Below are 13,765 nucleotides of genomic sequence, written 5' to 3' on the forward strand. Positions count from 1 at the left end.
GATGCCGGTCAAAGGTCTCCAGCCTCCATTTCACGCGCGAGCAGCCACAGCAGGTAGGGTGCGCCGAAGATGCCCGTCATGACGCCGACGGGCAGTTGCAGCCCCGGGACCAGCGACCGTGCGGCGAGATCCGCCAGCACCGTGATCGCAGCACCCGCGGCGGCGGCGGCAAGGATGCGCGCTGCAGGGCCGCGCGCTCCGGTCAGCCGGGCGCCGAGCGGCGCGGCCATCAGGGCGACGAAGGGCACCGGCCCGGCCACCGCGACGCCGGCGGCAGCAAACAGCACCCCGGTCGCCGCCAACCGCCGCCTTGCCCGGTCGACCCTGAGGCCGAGCCCGGCTGCGAGTTCGTCGCCCAGTTCCAGCAGCGCCAGGTTCCTGACCTGCAGCGCCAGTGCGAGCGACAGCAGCGCGCCGAACCCGAGCACCTGCGCGGCATGGCCCCAGTTGCGGGCGGCGAGCGAGCCGGTCAGCCAGCGCTGCGCCTCGGCCGCCTGCTCCGGCGGCAGTCGCGTCATCAGGAAGCTGCCGGCGGCGGATGCGAAGAAGGCGACGCCGATGCCGACCAGGATGAGCGTGAGCGTCGCCAGCGATCCGTCGCGGCGCATCGACAGTACCGCCACGATCACGGCGGCGGCGAGGCCGCCCGCCGCCGAAAGCAGCGGCATCGGCACAGTAACGCCCGCGGTGACGCCTAAGAGCACCGCCAGCCCGGCGCTGGAGGTGAACCCCATCACGTCCGGTGCGGCCAGCGGGTTGCGCAGGAGGATCTGGAAGATGGCGCCGGATATTCCGAGCACGGCGCCGAGCCCGAGCGCGGTCAGCGTACTCGGGCCGCGCAGCACGCGCATCGTCAGCGCGCCCGGCCCCGTCCCGCCCCACAGGCCCGCCCAGAGATCGGCGGGCGTCAGCATCACCTGGCCGACCATGAGCGAGAGCAGCACGGCGGACAACAGCACGACGCCGAGAACGAGCCTTCCTCCCTTCATGCCGAAGCTCCCGGCCGCAGGCGGCGGGCGATCAGGACGAAGACCGGCGCGCCGATCAGGGCGGTCATGATGCCGACGCGGATCTCCGCCGGCGCCAGCACCAGCCGTCCCGCCGTGTCGGCGAGAAGCAGGAGCGTCGCGCCGAGCAGGGCGGACAGGAGCAGTTCCACCCGCAGCACGTGGCCACCGATGCGGCGCGCGATCGGCGGCACGATCAGGCCGACGAACACGATCGGCCCGGCCACCGCGACCGCCGCACCCGTCATCAGCGTCACGGCGACGAGCGCGCCGAACTGGACGCGGCCCACACGCGTCCCCAGTCCGCGGGCAAGTGTCGCGCCGAGCGAGAGCGCCTCCAGCCGCGGGGCAATAGCCATCGCCAGCGCCGTACCGAGGACCACGGCCAGGCCCATGGCCGCCAGCGGCCGGGCCCCTGCCTGGGACAGCGAACCGACGACCCAGAACCGCAGAATCTCGAGCGTCTCGCCGCGGACGAGCACGACGGCCGAGACAAGCGACAGAAGCAGCGCATTGATTGCCGTGCCCGAAAGCGTCAGGCGGACGGGACCGGCGTCTCCCCGCAGGCCGCCGCCGAGCGCGAAGACGGCCATTGCGGCGAGCGCTGCTCCGGGAAAGGCCAGCGCGGCCATCAGCCCTGCATCCGAACGGCCGAAGATCAGCGCCCCGAATACGATCGCGAAGGCGGCACCGGAATTGACGCCGAGCAGCCCCGGATCGGCGAGCGGATTGCGCGTCAGCGCCTGCATCACCGTGCCGGCCATGCCGAGTGCCGCCCCGGCGATGATCCCGGCCACAAGCCGCGGCAGCCGGATCGACCCGACAGCGACATGGACGGGATCGGCCGGATCGAAAGCGGTCAGCGCCTGCCAGATCTCGGTGAGGCTCGCAGGCCGCACGCCGACGCCGAGCGTCAGGGCCGCTGCCGCCATCAGCACCAGAGCGACGCCGGCGACCGCTCTCACGGCGCCAGTCCCGCCGCGGCGGCCGATTTCACCATGGTCGCCGGATCTCCGTCGAGCGCCAGCGCGATGTCGGCTTCGAGTTGCTCCAGCGCGAACGGCAGTGACAGCACGCTGCCGAAGGACAGGGCGCCGGCGACGAGCGCCCCCGCCAGCACTTCGCGGCCCTCCTTGTGCGCCCGCAACGTGCGCCGCATCGGCAGCGCGACGATATCGGAAACGACGTCCGAGGACGAAATCCAGACCAGCAGGTCCGCATCGAGCGGCGACAGGTCTTCCGGCGAGAGCGGCGTGTAGAAGACGTTCGGGTCTGCAAGCTCGGTGAGCGCCTGCGGCGGGCGGAAGCCAAGTTCCGCAAGGAAACTGGCGCGCGTGTCGAAGCCGCTGAAGGCGCCGGTCTCGCCGCCGTAGTTGTAGGCGCAGACGGCGGTCTGCCCGGCCCACCCGGGATGGCGCGCCCGCGCATCGGCAAATTTCCGGCGGGATGCCGCGATCGCCTCCTCGGCGCGCGCGCTCCTGCCCACGGCGCGGCCGAGCGTTCGTGTCAGTTCGTCCCACGCCATGCCATAGGCCGGCAGGCCGACCGGCTGCATCAGCACCGGCGCGATCTGCGACAGAACCGCATACTCCGCTTCCGAGATGCCCGAGCCGATGCCGACGATCAGGTCGGGCGCGAGCGCGGCGACGACCTCCATCGAGACCTCGCCGGATATCATCGTCGGCTGGGCATCCCCCAGCAGCGGCTGCGCCCACGGCCACACGCCGTGGGGAAAACTGCCGAACCACTGCCGGATCGCGACCGGGCGCACGCCAAGCGCCAGAAGCGGATCCTGTGTCGTATAGCCGAGCGATACCACCCGCTCGGCCGGTTTCGGCAGCGTGGTCTCGCCGAAGGCGTGGACGAAATGCAGGCCCTCGCCCGCCGCGAAAGCCCGCGCGCCGCCCGTCCCCGAAAGGAACGCGCCCGCGGCCATGCCGGCCAGGAACCGGCGACGCGGGAGGCCCCGCCGGTCAGGACAGCTCTGTACGCGATGAACAGCGTCTTCCATGTCATTCCCTTCGTCGCGGCGGCCACTCCCGGCGGCCCGCCCAATGCATCTGCCGGCCCCGAAGGCCGGCAGGATTGCCCTCCGTTGGGGCAAGCTTCGCAAGCCTGCCCCGGTCAAGGCCTCTGTCACCACGTATAGCGCAGCGTCGCCTTCACCGTGCGGCGATCGCCGTACCAGGCGCTGTTGCTCCATGTGTCGACGTGGGTGACGTATTCCTTGTCGAACAGGTTGGTCGCGTTGACCTGAAGCGACGCGTTCTCCGTCACCTTGTAGTTGACCGCCGCATCGAAGACCGTGCGCGACGCCAGTTCGGTCGTGTTGGCGATGTCGCCATAGGTCTTGCCGACGAACCGCGCGCCGAGGCCGAGGGTCACGTCGCCGATCGTGCCGTTGCCCGGGATCGTGTAGTCGGCCCAGATCGAAGCGAGATGGTTGGGCACCCGTTCCGGACGGTTGCCGACCAGAGCCGGGTTGAGATCCTTCTCGATCTTCGGATCCCAGTAGGAATAGGCAAGCGTCAGGTTGGTGCTGTCCGTCACCGCAATCTTGCCCTCCAGCTCGACGCCGCGGACGTTGACCTGGCCGATCTGGATCTGCTCCGTGTAGGTGGGATTCCACTGCGCGACGTTGTTCTGGGTGAGATCGAAGAAGGCGAGCGTGAACAGCGCGTCGATGGCCGTCGGCTGGTACTTCACGCCAATCTCGTACTGTTCGCCTTCCTGCGGCTGCGGCGGGCTCGCAAACGAGACGCGATTGGCGCCGACGGGCTCGAAGGATTCGGAGTAGTTGGCATAGAGCGAGATTTCGCTCGTCGCCTTGTAGGTAAGGCCGACACGCTTGGTGAAGGCCTCGTCCGTTGCACTGTAGGAGCCGGCACTCGACCCGGTGGACGAGTCCACGTGGTCGTAGCGACCACCGAGCGTCAGGATCCAGCGGTCGTCGAGGGTCAGTTCCTCCTGAAGATAGACCGCCTTCGTGGTCATCCCGAAGTCGGAATTGGAGACCGACGCCCAGGTGATGCATTCCACGCCGCAGAAACTGGGATCGTAGATGTCGATGCCGGCGGCAGAGCCGTCGTACCGCGTCTCGTCCGTTGTCGTTCGCGTGTATTCCAGACCGACAAGCGTGCGGCTGTCGAAACGGCCGAAGCTGGCATCGTATTGCAACTGGTTGTCGATCGCGAAACTTTCGAGTTCGCCATAGACGGCAAAGGCAGTGCGCCGCGCCGTCGGATCGGCCGATGCGCCGTAGACCGTCTCGTAGTCGAGGTCGAGATTCGTATGGCGGGCCACCTGTCGGAACTGCAGGCCGTTGGCGAAGTCATGTTCGAACGAATAGCCGATGTTTCGCTCGATCGTGTCCATGTTGTTGAAATCGGGCTCGCCCAGGAAGGTCTTCGTATCCAGGCCCGAACCCAGCGGGATGGAGGTTCCGGGGCTTCCGTCGCGCTTGTTGTAATCGGTCAGGATCGTGAACGTGGTGGCATCCGTCGGATTCCAGGTCAGCGCGGGTGCGATGTAGATCCGGTCGTCGTCGGTGAAGTCGGCGCCATTGTTGCCGTCCTGCCATTTCGCCGTCAGGCGATAACTCCACTCGCCGTTCTCATCGAGAACACCGCCGAAATCGGTGCCGGTTTCGACATGGTCGTCGCCGAGCGTCGTGTAGACTTCGCCGAACGTCGCAGCCTGCGGCCGCTTGGTGATCGCGTTCACAATGCCGCCGGGGCCGTTCAGGCCGAACAGGGTCGATGTGGATCCCTTCAGCACCTCGATCCGCTGCATGCCATAGGGCTCCAGGCGGCTGGTCGTAAAGTTCTGGGTGCGAATCGGCAGGCCGTCGCGATACTTGCTGCCGCCGCTGTAGAAACCGCGGATCAGGTAGAAATCGTAACGGTCGTCGGAGCCATAGATGTCGGTCGAAACGCCTGCCGTGTAGGAAAGAGCCTGATCGAGCGTCTGGACGCCCCGTTCGCGCATTTCCTGTTCGGTCACGACGGACACGGAAGCCGGAAGGTCCAGAAGCGGCGTATTGGTCTTGCTGCCGGTCGAGGTGTCCTTGGCCACGATCGAGGCATCAGGCCCGATGGCGGTCTGCCCGCCGCCCTCGACCGTGATGGTCTCGAGCGTGGTGCCGGAGCCGGTTTCACCGACGGATTGCGCGATGGCCGGAAGCGGCGCCAGAAGCGCCGAACTCGACAGCAGCGCAACCCAAAAATGCCGCGTTCCGCCCGGCTTTCGCTTCGATGCGCCTTTGTCCGGGGAGACAGGAGTGGTCGATCGAAGCACCATGGCGCAATTCCTTTCATGCACGAATATAAGCAATAACGTCTCTGCTAAAATACGGATGGATATAGCATTTCCGGTGCGAGAGAAGATTGGTGACTATTTTTCTCAGGTATTAGGCATAACAAAGTTTCAAGTCAATCATCCGACATATTTTTCCACGCAACACATCACCGTGATCCGGATGACAGGTCGTGGACGGTGACAGCGTGGGGAGTGGGAGCGCGGGTCGTCGCTCAAAAAAGGCCGCGTCTGGTGGAACCCGGTCGACCCCGCCCGCGTTGCAGACCTCTTTGCAACTGCCCTTCCGGCTCTGGGAAAATAATATGCGGGAAATACTCTCCGAACAGATCTTGCGGCAAAACAGGCTCGTCTTCGACAGGATGATCGGCCACCGCTTCGTTGCCCATATCAGGGCGGACCGCCTGCCTCAGCCGGTCTTCGAGCGCTACCTCGTCTTCGAGCGCGCGTTCGCCGACACGGCGATCTCGATCTGTTCCTTTGCCACCGCCCGTGCCGAGACGATCGTGCAGAAGCGATGGCTGATCGGCGTGCTCGATTCGCTCACCAACCGGAAGATGGCCTATTTCGAAAAGGCGTTTGCGGCACGTGGCATCGACCCGGACGCCTACGACACCGATATTCACGAAGTGGGCGATTTCCGCGACGGCATGCTCGCGATCGCCCGCGACGGGGGCTATCTCGACACGATCGCGGCCATGTTTGCGGTCGACTGGATGTACTGGACCTGGTCGAAGGCAGCGTCAGTCGGGACGATCAGCGATCCGTTGCTGAAGGAATGGGTGGAACTGCACACGAGCGACGCGTTCGCCGCGCAGGCCCGCTGGCTGAAGAAAGAGCTGGACCGATTGGGCGAGACGCTGGATGCCCCCGAGCGGCAGCGGCTGAGCGCGGTCTTCGGCAAGGCGCAGGCGCTAGAGATCGCCTTTCACGACGCACCCTATCTCTGTCCTGAGAAAACCGCGATGCTGCCGGGCGGCGGTGGCGATATCCGGCAATTGGCCTGACGCGGTTGCACTGGCAAGGGTGGCCAGCCTCATTCGCGGGGATTGCACTCGTCCCTATCGCGCACTGTCATGCGATGCATATCGAGGACGGTGATCTTCGGCATGAAGGGTGCGGGGACCGGCACGGCGCACCCGGCAAGGCGGGGCCAGGACGGGAGGGGAGCCTTCGGAAACTACTTCCGCCGGCCCTTCTTCGGGGCTGCCGGGGCCTCGGGTGCGGGCTGCGCCAGGCGAAGCGCCCGAAGCTTTTCGGTCTTCTTTTCCCTAGCGACGGTTTCCGCCGCAAGAATCTCCCTTGCGGTGGCATTGGTCTGGTCGGCCTTTGCCTGGGCCGACATCTTCTGTCCCGGCTTGAAGAGGTCTTCCTTTGTGACGGTCATGCCGTTCTCCTCGTCAAAAAAATGCAGCCACGAGGGCTGCACCATCGCAGGCCGCTAAAGCATGTCGCGCAAAAGTGTGCAGTGGTTTTGCGACGACGACATGCGAAAAATCAAAGGGCTAAAGCGGGCGACGCGCTTTAGCGGGTACGCGCGACCTTCTTCTTCGGAGCGGGCAGCAGGCCTTCGCGCTGCGCCTTCTTGCGCGCCAGCTTGCGGGACCGGCGGATCGCGTCGGCCTTCTCGCGCGCACGCTTTTCCGAGGGCTTCTCATAGGCGCTGCGTGTCCGCATCTCCCGGAATAGGCCTTCGCGCTGCATCTTCTTCTTGAGTACGCGAAGCGCCTGCTCGACGTTGTTGTCCCTGACGAGTACCTGCAAAGTGTCTCCTTACGCAGCCTGCGCTGCTATTTTCTTGATCCTGATTGCGTACGAATTGCCCCGGGAAGATCTTTCCGCAGGTGCAACCGGTCGCCGTTTCCGCGACAAGGGAACGAACCCTCCCGCGACATTGGCTGGCAGAACCTGCGCGATCAGGCACATCGGAACATGCCGCACCGGAGACGACGCCTCCTGCTGATCGAAAAACAAAAGGCCGGGACTGCTCCCGACCTTCCTTAGCATTGCCGCCGGCGTGCCAGTACATCCGTGGTCACGGGGGCAATGAAGCTCGTTAGGCGGCCTGCAGGTTGTCGGCCGAGCTCTTGCCCGAACGCTTGTCCTGCACGATGTCGTAACGGATCTTCTGACCTTCGGTCAGGCCACGCATGCCGGCGCGTTCGACGGCAGAAACGTGCACGAAGACGTCCTGGCTGCCGTTATCCGGCTGGATAAAGCCAAAACCCTTGGTGCTGTTGAACCACTTTACGGTTCCAGTATTCATAACGATTCCTTTCAATCGCTTGTGGGCCCGGTCACGATGACCGATCTGAAATATCGACGATGAAGGGATATCTGAAAGCGCCGTTCGGCCGCGGACAAGAGTCGCTAGCAAGGTTCGATAAACATAGAATAGCGGAATACCGGTTCAAAACAAGGGCGGAAATGATTTATTTTCCCGCTCATGGTGCCGGGCGCCCGATGTCGACTATGCAGATCCTGCCCAGTGCAACGAAAATTGTTGTCGCCAGGGCAGAAGATCTTGCGTCGACGTTCGCGCATGCGTCCGAAAACCGCAAACAAAAAAGGTCGGGGCGAAACCGCACCGACCTTCCTCATAATCGCTCATCCACCAGTGCCAGTACATCCGTGGTCAAAGGCAGGCAGCGACTGCGGCAGTTGCGAGCGACAGATGCATTCCAGCGCTCATCAGCAATGCCGATGACCGGTATATAGGGGGCCTTTGTGTTCAAAACAAGTTGGCCCCCTGGGACGAACGAACGACCCTCGCCTGCCTCGCATTGACCTCAATTGTTCGCTTGCTAAGGGGGGTGCATGCGCGCACTGTTGGCGCCTTCGACAGATTGTCTCGGGCGCGGTTGCGTGAAAGCGATGTCTCGCCCCCGTTTGAAAGGAGGGCGCAATGTCTTCCAATGTCCATCACGTCGATTTTCGTACAGGCGACAAGAGCATTTCCGGCGAAATCAGCGCACGCGTGCTGAAGGACATGCTTCACAACGCGGGCTACACGACGGCCAACCTGAAACCGCTCGCTGGTCCCCTTCACCAGGCGTCCCAGTCCGTTCTGCGTCGTTTCCTGACGCTGACCATGCCGGAGCAGGCCCGATGACCGCCGTGGCGAGGCCCACGCCTTACGGGCACCGGCTCGAACCCAACGGAACATGGACCGTGTTCGACACCGGGTCCGGTCGCGCCGAGGGGCAGCGATCCCCCGCCGCCGTCAAACCGTCCGGACTCGACGGCACCAATCCGGCATCGACCTTGAGCAAGGACACCGCCGTCAGCCCGTCGCGCCTGCACCGATATGCCATCCAGGGCCTGCCGGGCAAGCACTGAGCGCTTTGGGGCTGCGGCCGGATGGAGTGCCGTGCCGGTCAGCCGATGCTCTTGCCATAGCGCGCGAGGCTCTCCTGAAGAACGGTCGTGCTGGCTCCGGGCTGCTCGGGCCGCCTGTAGACGCCGTCGCGAACGTCGATCGGCTCTTCGAAATGGTCCTTGATCCACGGGATGTATTCGAGGATCGTCGAGGCAGGGTGCCAGTAGCTCAGGTGCACATGCACCTGGCTCATCTCGCCCGCATGCGGCACCACCGGCAGCCGATGGGCATGGGCGAGGTCGGCGACCTGGATATACTCCGTCACGCCTCCGAGCCGGGTGACGTCGGGCTGCACATAGGCGACCGCCCCCGCTGAGATGAACGCGCTGAACGCATCCACCGTGTAGAGCTGTTCGCCGAGCGCGATCGGGATGGCCGTGCTGCGTGCAAGGGCGGCATGCCCGGCCACGTCGTCGTACCAGAGCGGCTCCTCGAACCAGTATATGTCGAGGTCGCGCGCCTGCATGCAGAATCGCTGGCAGGTCGGCAGGTCCCATTTGCCGTTGCCGTCGATAGCGATCCTGACCGAAGGTCCGACCCGCTTGCGCACGGCCGCGAGCCGCGCGATGTCCGTATTCGGATCGTCGTGCCCCACCTTGATCTTCAGGCGGGTGAACCCGTCCACCTCGACCGCCTTTGCGGCACCGCCGAGCAGGGTTTCCAGCCTGAAGGAAAGCCAGCCGATATCGGTGTTGTAGGCTTCCAGGCTGTTCGTCCGCGCGCCGCCGAGATAGGCCCAGAGCGGCTGGCCAGCCTTTTTCGCCCTCAGGTCCCACAGCGCGACGTCGACGGCTGCCAGAGCCAGCTGCGTGATGCCGGCGCGACCCACCCATTGCAGGGCAGGATGGCGCGCGAGCTTGGTCCACAGCCGCGTATGGTCGTTTGCGTCCTCGCCGATCAGGAGCGGCGCGTAGCAGTCGCGGATGCAGGCCGTGATCAGCCGGTCGGACGGCAGGTGGGCATGCGTCCCGGTGAACCCGTAGCCCACCAGCCCGTCGGTCGTCACGATCTTGGTGCCGACAACGCCCCAATGCGTGATGCTGTGCGTCGAGTCCGAAATCGACTCCGACGTCAGCGGCAAATGCAGAATGAACGGCTCGACGGACGCTATCTTCATCAGGGTTCTCCTCTTCCTCGGCATGCAGTCGTAGCGCAAAGCTCGCGTGTCGAAAAATAAAAAATTTTTTATTTTATTTCTCTTGCCAGTCGGAGGCGGCTGGCGGATTCTCCGGCCATGAACATGATCAGGACCACCCTGGCCGAGCAGGCCTACCAGGAGCTTCGCGAGCGCATCATCAGCGGGCGGCTGCCCGGCGGCCGGCGCCTGCTGCCGAACGATCTCGCCGCCGACCTCGGCATCAGCCCGACGCCGGTGAAGGAAGCGTGCCTCAGGCTGGAAGCCGACGGGCTCGTCGCCACCTCCACCCGGCGCGGCATGGTCGTCCGCAGCTACAGCGAAGAGGACGTCGAGGAACTGTACGCGGCGCGCATCCTGATCGAGAAGGGCGCCGTCGAAGCGGCCTTCGACGCCGGCCGGCTGGACGAAACCGTATGTCACGGCCTGTCGCGGAGCCTGGAGAAGCATCGGCAGTTTGCCGCAGGCACGTCGCTCGACGATCTCGCACAGGCGCTGGTCCACGACCGCGCGTTCCACAGCGCGCTGGTGGAAGCCGCCGGCATTCGCACGATCTCGGAAGCGCACGCCCGCCTCCTCGGACAGACCCATACGCTGTTCGTGTCCGTGCCCGGGGACTATGAAAGGTCCGTCGACGAGCACCGGGCCGTCCTCGACGCCATCATGGCAAGGGACAGGCAGCGGACCGTGCAGGCGCTGGTCCATCATCTGACGCGAAGCCGCGAGAATACGCTGCGGCAGGTACGCATCCTGGCAGAGCAGGCAGCCCAGTCGTAAGGCGCCGGCTACGTTGCGTCGAGGCGCTCCAGATAGGGCAGCGCGTCCGGCGAAATGACGCTCGCGACCGCCTGGATGCGCCTCATGGCCCGCTCCCGCGATATCTGCAGGTGGCGGACCAGCGCTTCCTTTGCCCCACCGATATCGTCGGCGAGAAGCCGGTCGATGACGTCCAGATGCTCCGGCAGGAAGGGTTCGGTGTCGAACAGCTCCGATGTCCACCGGTAGAGGAAGTGATGGGCAACCAGCAGCGCCTGCGGCAGGCTGATCGCCCGCATCAGCGAATCGTTGCCGCAATATCCCAGGAGCTCGACGTGAAGCTCCTGCTCGAGCGCATCCAGCGTCTCCGCCTCTGTCGGGGAAGCAGACGCGATGGCACTTTCGACATGGCTCCGCAGTCGCAGCAGGAGGCCTTCCGGCAGCAGGGGGAATGCCTTCTCCAGCGCGAGCGGTTCGAGCACCCAGCGCAGCTCGTAGAGTTCGTCGATGTGCTTTGCCGTCAGCGCCGGGGCATACCAGCGCCCGCGGTCGTCCTTCCGGGCGATCCCGCGCTGCTGAAGGCGCGCCACGACATCGCGCGCGACCGTCCGGCTGACGCCATGATGCTTGGCGAGCATCGCCTCGTTGATCCGCCAGCCGGCAAGCGAGGTTCGCGAAACGATCTCGATCTCGATCTGGGGGTAGATCAGCTCCCAGCTCGAGAGGAAATGGATCCGAGGGTCCGCCGTCTGCTGCGGGTCGGCCGGGCCTGCTTCCGGTTCCGGTCCTGGCTCAGAACCGGGCGGGCGATCGCCGGCAACCACCTCATATCCCCTCGCCCCTGCCTTGCGCACCAGGCCGAGGCGCTGCAGTTCGGCGAGCGCCTGCCGCGCCGGCGCCCGGCTGATCCCGAAGCGTCCGGCCACGCCGCTTTCGGTCAGGCGCATGCCCGCAGCAAGCGCACCCCCGGCGATCTCGGATGCCAGCGCGTCGCGGGCGCGCTGGTAGAGCTTGGGAGCGATCCCGGATGCACTGCTTCCCATTTCGTCGATCGCTCCCGATTGCGGCCAGTATTCACGAAACCCGAGCGCAGCGCCTGCGGCAGCCCCGCCTGTGCACCAGCGAACGCTCTTCGTTCACGACGGGGATTGCATGGGATCAGACGCATGTCTAGTGTGTACATAGTACATATGACGCCCGGGAGACGTTCCTCATGTTGCATGCCGATGCGCAGGCTCGCGTTTCGCTCGCCGCGCTGGACCGCTTTTGCCGTGACATCTTGAAGGCCACAGGCGCCGACGAGGCGACGGCCGATGCGGCCACGCGCGCCATGCTGCACGGCACCCGCCATGGCGTGGACAGCCATGGCGTCCGCCTGCTGGCCCATTATGCCGCCGGCCTGACCGGCGGGCGGATCAACAGGACGCCCAAGGTGCGCACACTCGGCGGCTTCGGCGCCGTCGAAACACTGGACGCGGATGATGGGCACGGCGCTCTCGCCGCCTATCGGGCGATGGAACGCGCCGTCGACCTTGCCGGCCGTTTCGGCATCGGCGCCGTCGCGATCCGCAACACCTCGCACTTCGGACCCGCCGGCGCCTATGCGCTGGAAGCGGCGCGGCAGGGCTTCATCGGCCTTGCCGTCTGCAATTCCGACAGCATCGTGCGCCTGCATGACGGCGCGACGCGCTTCCACGGAACGAACCCGATATCGGTTGGCGTCCCGGCCCCGGGACAGGATCCATGGCTGCTCGACATGGCGACCAGCGCCGTCCCCTACAACCGCGTCCTGCTCTACCGCAGCCTCGGTACGCCGTTGCCGGATGCCGTCGCGTCGGACCTGAATGGCATCGACACGCCGGACGCCGCAAAGGCCGAGATGCTGGCGCCGCTCGGCGGAGAATTCGGGTTCAAGGGCGCCGGACTGGCGGGGCTCGTCGAGATCCTGAGCGCCGTCCTGACCGGCATGAGGCTGAGCGCCGACATCGCCTCCATGCAGGGGCCCGATTTCTCGACGCCGCGCTGCATGGGCGCCTTTGTGCTGGCGATCAGGCCGGAGGCCTTCGTTGCACGCGAGACCTTCGAGGCGGGCATGACCCGCTACCTGGAGGTCCTGCGCGGATCCGCGGTGCGGGAACAGTGCACGGTCATGGCACCGGGCGACCGGGAGTGGCGGGAAGCCGCACACCGGGAAGCCCATGGGGTCAGCCTCGATCCCGCAACGTTTGCGGCGTTCGGCGAGCTCGCCAGCCGATACGGCGTGGAACTGCCGCATGCAGTGGAAAACGGCGGTTGACTTCAACCGACAATGCTATCTAATGGGAGAAATTGGTAAGGCCACCTTACCAAATACGTGTGCGGGAGGACGCGCACGTCGGGAGGACCAGAATGTTCATGGCATTGGAGCCGCGCCGCCTCTACAGGCAGGTCGCGGACCAGATTCGCACGCTCATCGGAACCGGCGAACTCGTCGTCGGCGAACGGCTGCCGGCCGAGCGCGAGCTTGCGGAACGCTTCGGCATTTCACGTCCGACCGTGCGCGAGGCCCTGATCGTCCTCGAACTGGAGGGCCTGGTCCAGATCCGTATGGGTTCCGGCGTCTACATCATGCGCAAACCGGCCGCCGGCCCTGCCGTGCTGCCGGCCGACGACAGCGACGGCCCGTTCGAGATCCTGCAGGCCCGCTGCATCGTCGAGAGTGCGATTGCCGAGGAAGCCGCCCGGTGTGCCGGCCCGGAATGCATCGCCGCGCTCGACGCGAACCTGGACCTGATGCAGGACGCGCTTGGCGATCCGGATCGTGCCGTCGCCTTGGACTGCGCCTTTCATGGCGCCATCATCGATATCATCGGAAACTCGGCGCTGAAGCGTTTCACCGGTCTCGTCTACGACCGGCGCTCGTCACCCTATTTCGAGAGGCTCGCGAGCTATTTCGAAGGACCGCACACGTGGAAGCTGGCGCTGGACGAGCATCGGGTCATCCGCGACGCCATTGCCGCGGCCGATCCGTCCGCCGCGCGCGAGGCGATGCGGGCGCATCTGACGCTGGCGCAGAAGAGATTCTCTGAAAGCTTCGGGGAGGAGCAGGCAAGGGAAGACTGATCCTGCCGCACGGGATGCGCAGGAGAGGGAAAGAGGAAACTGAGATCAATTCGGGAGGAAAGAATGACATTC

The 13,765-nt window shown here is 65.5% G+C and carries 16 protein-coding genes; 7 read left to right on the forward strand and 9 right to left on the reverse strand.

Going from position 1 to position 13,765, the window contains the following annotated elements:
* Positions 1-8: 8 nt before the first annotated feature.
* The 4 genes from GGQ64_RS13535 to GGQ64_RS13550 form a co-directional block, all read right to left on the reverse strand.
* Positions 9-989 carry a FecCD family ABC transporter permease gene (locus GGQ64_RS13535; protein ID WP_183805061.1) on the reverse strand — a complete coding sequence of 327 codons (981 nt, stop codon included), beginning with the start codon at positions 987-989 and terminating at the stop codon, positions 9-11.
* Positions 986-1,972, reverse strand: a complete 987-nt coding sequence (locus GGQ64_RS13540; RefSeq protein ID WP_183805063.1) for an iron chelate uptake ABC transporter family permease subunit — start codon at positions 1,970-1,972, stop codon at positions 986-988. The genes GGQ64_RS13535 and GGQ64_RS13540 overlap by 4 nt, the downstream gene beginning before the upstream one ends.
* Positions 1,969-3,018 carry an ABC transporter substrate-binding protein gene (locus GGQ64_RS13545; RefSeq protein WP_183805065.1) on the reverse strand — a complete coding sequence of 350 codons (1,050 nt, stop codon included), beginning with the start codon at positions 3,016-3,018 and terminating at the stop codon, positions 1,969-1,971. Before GGQ64_RS13545 ends, GGQ64_RS13540 begins: the two co-directional genes overlap by 4 nt.
* A 125-nt stretch (positions 3,019-3,143) precedes the next feature.
* Positions 3,144-5,306 (reverse strand): TonB-dependent siderophore receptor, encoded by a 2,163-nt coding sequence (locus GGQ64_RS13550; RefSeq protein ID WP_183805067.1) that lies wholly within the window; start codon positions 5,304-5,306, stop codon positions 3,144-3,146.
* 320 nt (positions 5,307-5,626) lie between these two features.
* On the opposite strand from GGQ64_RS13550, the gene GGQ64_RS13555 reads away from it, so the two are divergent.
* Positions 5,627-6,328, forward strand: a complete 702-nt coding sequence (locus GGQ64_RS13555) for a TenA family protein (RefSeq protein WP_183805069.1) — start codon at positions 5,627-5,629, stop codon at positions 6,326-6,328.
* A gap of 173 nt (positions 6,329-6,501) precedes the next feature.
* Here GGQ64_RS13555 and GGQ64_RS13560 read toward each other — a convergent pair whose 3' ends face one another.
* The 3 genes from GGQ64_RS13560 to GGQ64_RS13570 form a co-directional block, all read right to left on the reverse strand.
* A complete protein-coding gene (locus GGQ64_RS13560) occupies positions 6,502-6,708 on the reverse strand; it encodes a hypothetical protein (protein ID WP_183805070.1) in 207 nt (68 codons plus the stop codon).
* A 137-nt stretch (positions 6,709-6,845) separates the two neighbouring features.
* The gene (rpsU, locus tag GGQ64_RS13565; RefSeq protein ID WP_112600385.1) at positions 6,846-7,085 is read right to left on the reverse strand and encodes a 30S ribosomal protein S21; all 240 of its coding nucleotides are present in this window, start codon (positions 7,083-7,085) and stop codon (positions 6,846-6,848) included.
* 292 nt (positions 7,086-7,377) lie between these two features.
* Positions 7,378-7,587 (reverse strand): cold-shock protein, encoded by a 210-nt coding sequence (locus tag GGQ64_RS13570; protein ID WP_183805073.1) that lies wholly within the window; start codon positions 7,585-7,587, stop codon positions 7,378-7,380.
* 59 nt (positions 7,588-7,646) lie between these two features.
* Here GGQ64_RS13570 and GGQ64_RS13575 point away from each other — a divergent pair, with 59 nt between their 5' ends.
* The 3 genes from GGQ64_RS13575 (at position 7,647) to GGQ64_RS13585 (ending at position 8,660) form a co-directional block, all read left to right on the forward strand.
* On the forward strand, positions 7,647-8,039 hold the full coding sequence (locus tag GGQ64_RS13575) for a hypothetical protein (protein WP_183805075.1): 393 nt from the start codon (positions 7,647-7,649) through the stop codon (positions 8,037-8,039).
* Positions 8,040-8,226: 187 nt separating this feature from the next.
* Positions 8,227-8,433, forward strand: coding sequence for a hypothetical protein (locus GGQ64_RS13580; protein WP_183805077.1), 207 nt, complete (start codon positions 8,227-8,229; stop codon positions 8,431-8,433).
* Entirely contained in the window at positions 8,430-8,660 is a 231-nt protein-coding gene (locus GGQ64_RS13585; protein WP_183805079.1) for a hypothetical protein, read from the forward strand. The genes GGQ64_RS13580 and GGQ64_RS13585 overlap by 4 nt, the downstream gene beginning before the upstream one ends.
* A 38-nt stretch (positions 8,661-8,698) precedes the next feature.
* On the opposite strand, the gene GGQ64_RS13590 is transcribed toward GGQ64_RS13585, so the two are convergent.
* Positions 8,699-9,817 carry a mandelate racemase/muconate lactonizing enzyme family protein gene (locus tag GGQ64_RS13590; RefSeq protein ID WP_183805081.1) on the reverse strand — a complete coding sequence of 373 codons (1,119 nt, stop codon included), beginning with the start codon at positions 9,815-9,817 and terminating at the stop codon, positions 8,699-8,701.
* A gap of 117 nt (positions 9,818-9,934) precedes the next feature.
* Between GGQ64_RS13590 and GGQ64_RS13595 the strand changes: the two genes are divergently transcribed.
* Positions 9,935-10,612: a GntR family transcriptional regulator gene (locus GGQ64_RS13595; protein WP_183805083.1), complete on the forward strand. Its 678-nt coding sequence runs from the start codon at positions 9,935-9,937 to the stop codon at positions 10,610-10,612.
* An 8-nt stretch (positions 10,613-10,620) separates the two neighbouring features.
* Here the strand turns inward: GGQ64_RS13595 and GGQ64_RS13600 are convergent, their stop codons facing one another.
* Positions 10,621-11,634, reverse strand: a complete 1,014-nt coding sequence (locus GGQ64_RS13600; protein ID WP_183805085.1) for a GntR family transcriptional regulator — start codon at positions 11,632-11,634, stop codon at positions 10,621-10,623.
* 170 nt (positions 11,635-11,804) lie between these two features.
* Between GGQ64_RS13600 and GGQ64_RS13605 the strand changes: the two genes are divergently transcribed.
* Together GGQ64_RS13605 and GGQ64_RS13610 are read left to right on the forward strand one after the other, a co-directional pair.
* Positions 11,805-12,887 (forward strand): Ldh family oxidoreductase, encoded by a 1,083-nt coding sequence (locus GGQ64_RS13605; protein ID WP_183805087.1) that lies wholly within the window; start codon positions 11,805-11,807, stop codon positions 12,885-12,887.
* A gap of 92 nt (positions 12,888-12,979) precedes the next feature.
* Positions 12,980-13,693 carry a FadR/GntR family transcriptional regulator gene (locus GGQ64_RS13610; protein WP_183805089.1) on the forward strand — a complete coding sequence of 238 codons (714 nt, stop codon included), beginning with the start codon at positions 12,980-12,982 and terminating at the stop codon, positions 13,691-13,693.
* Positions 13,694-13,765: the final 72 nt, after the last annotated feature.

It is taken from the genome of Mycoplana azooxidifex (assembly GCF_014196765.1).
In the GTDB taxonomy this organism is placed as follows: Bacteria; Pseudomonadota; Alphaproteobacteria; order Rhizobiales; family Rhizobiaceae; genus Mycoplana; species Mycoplana azooxidifex.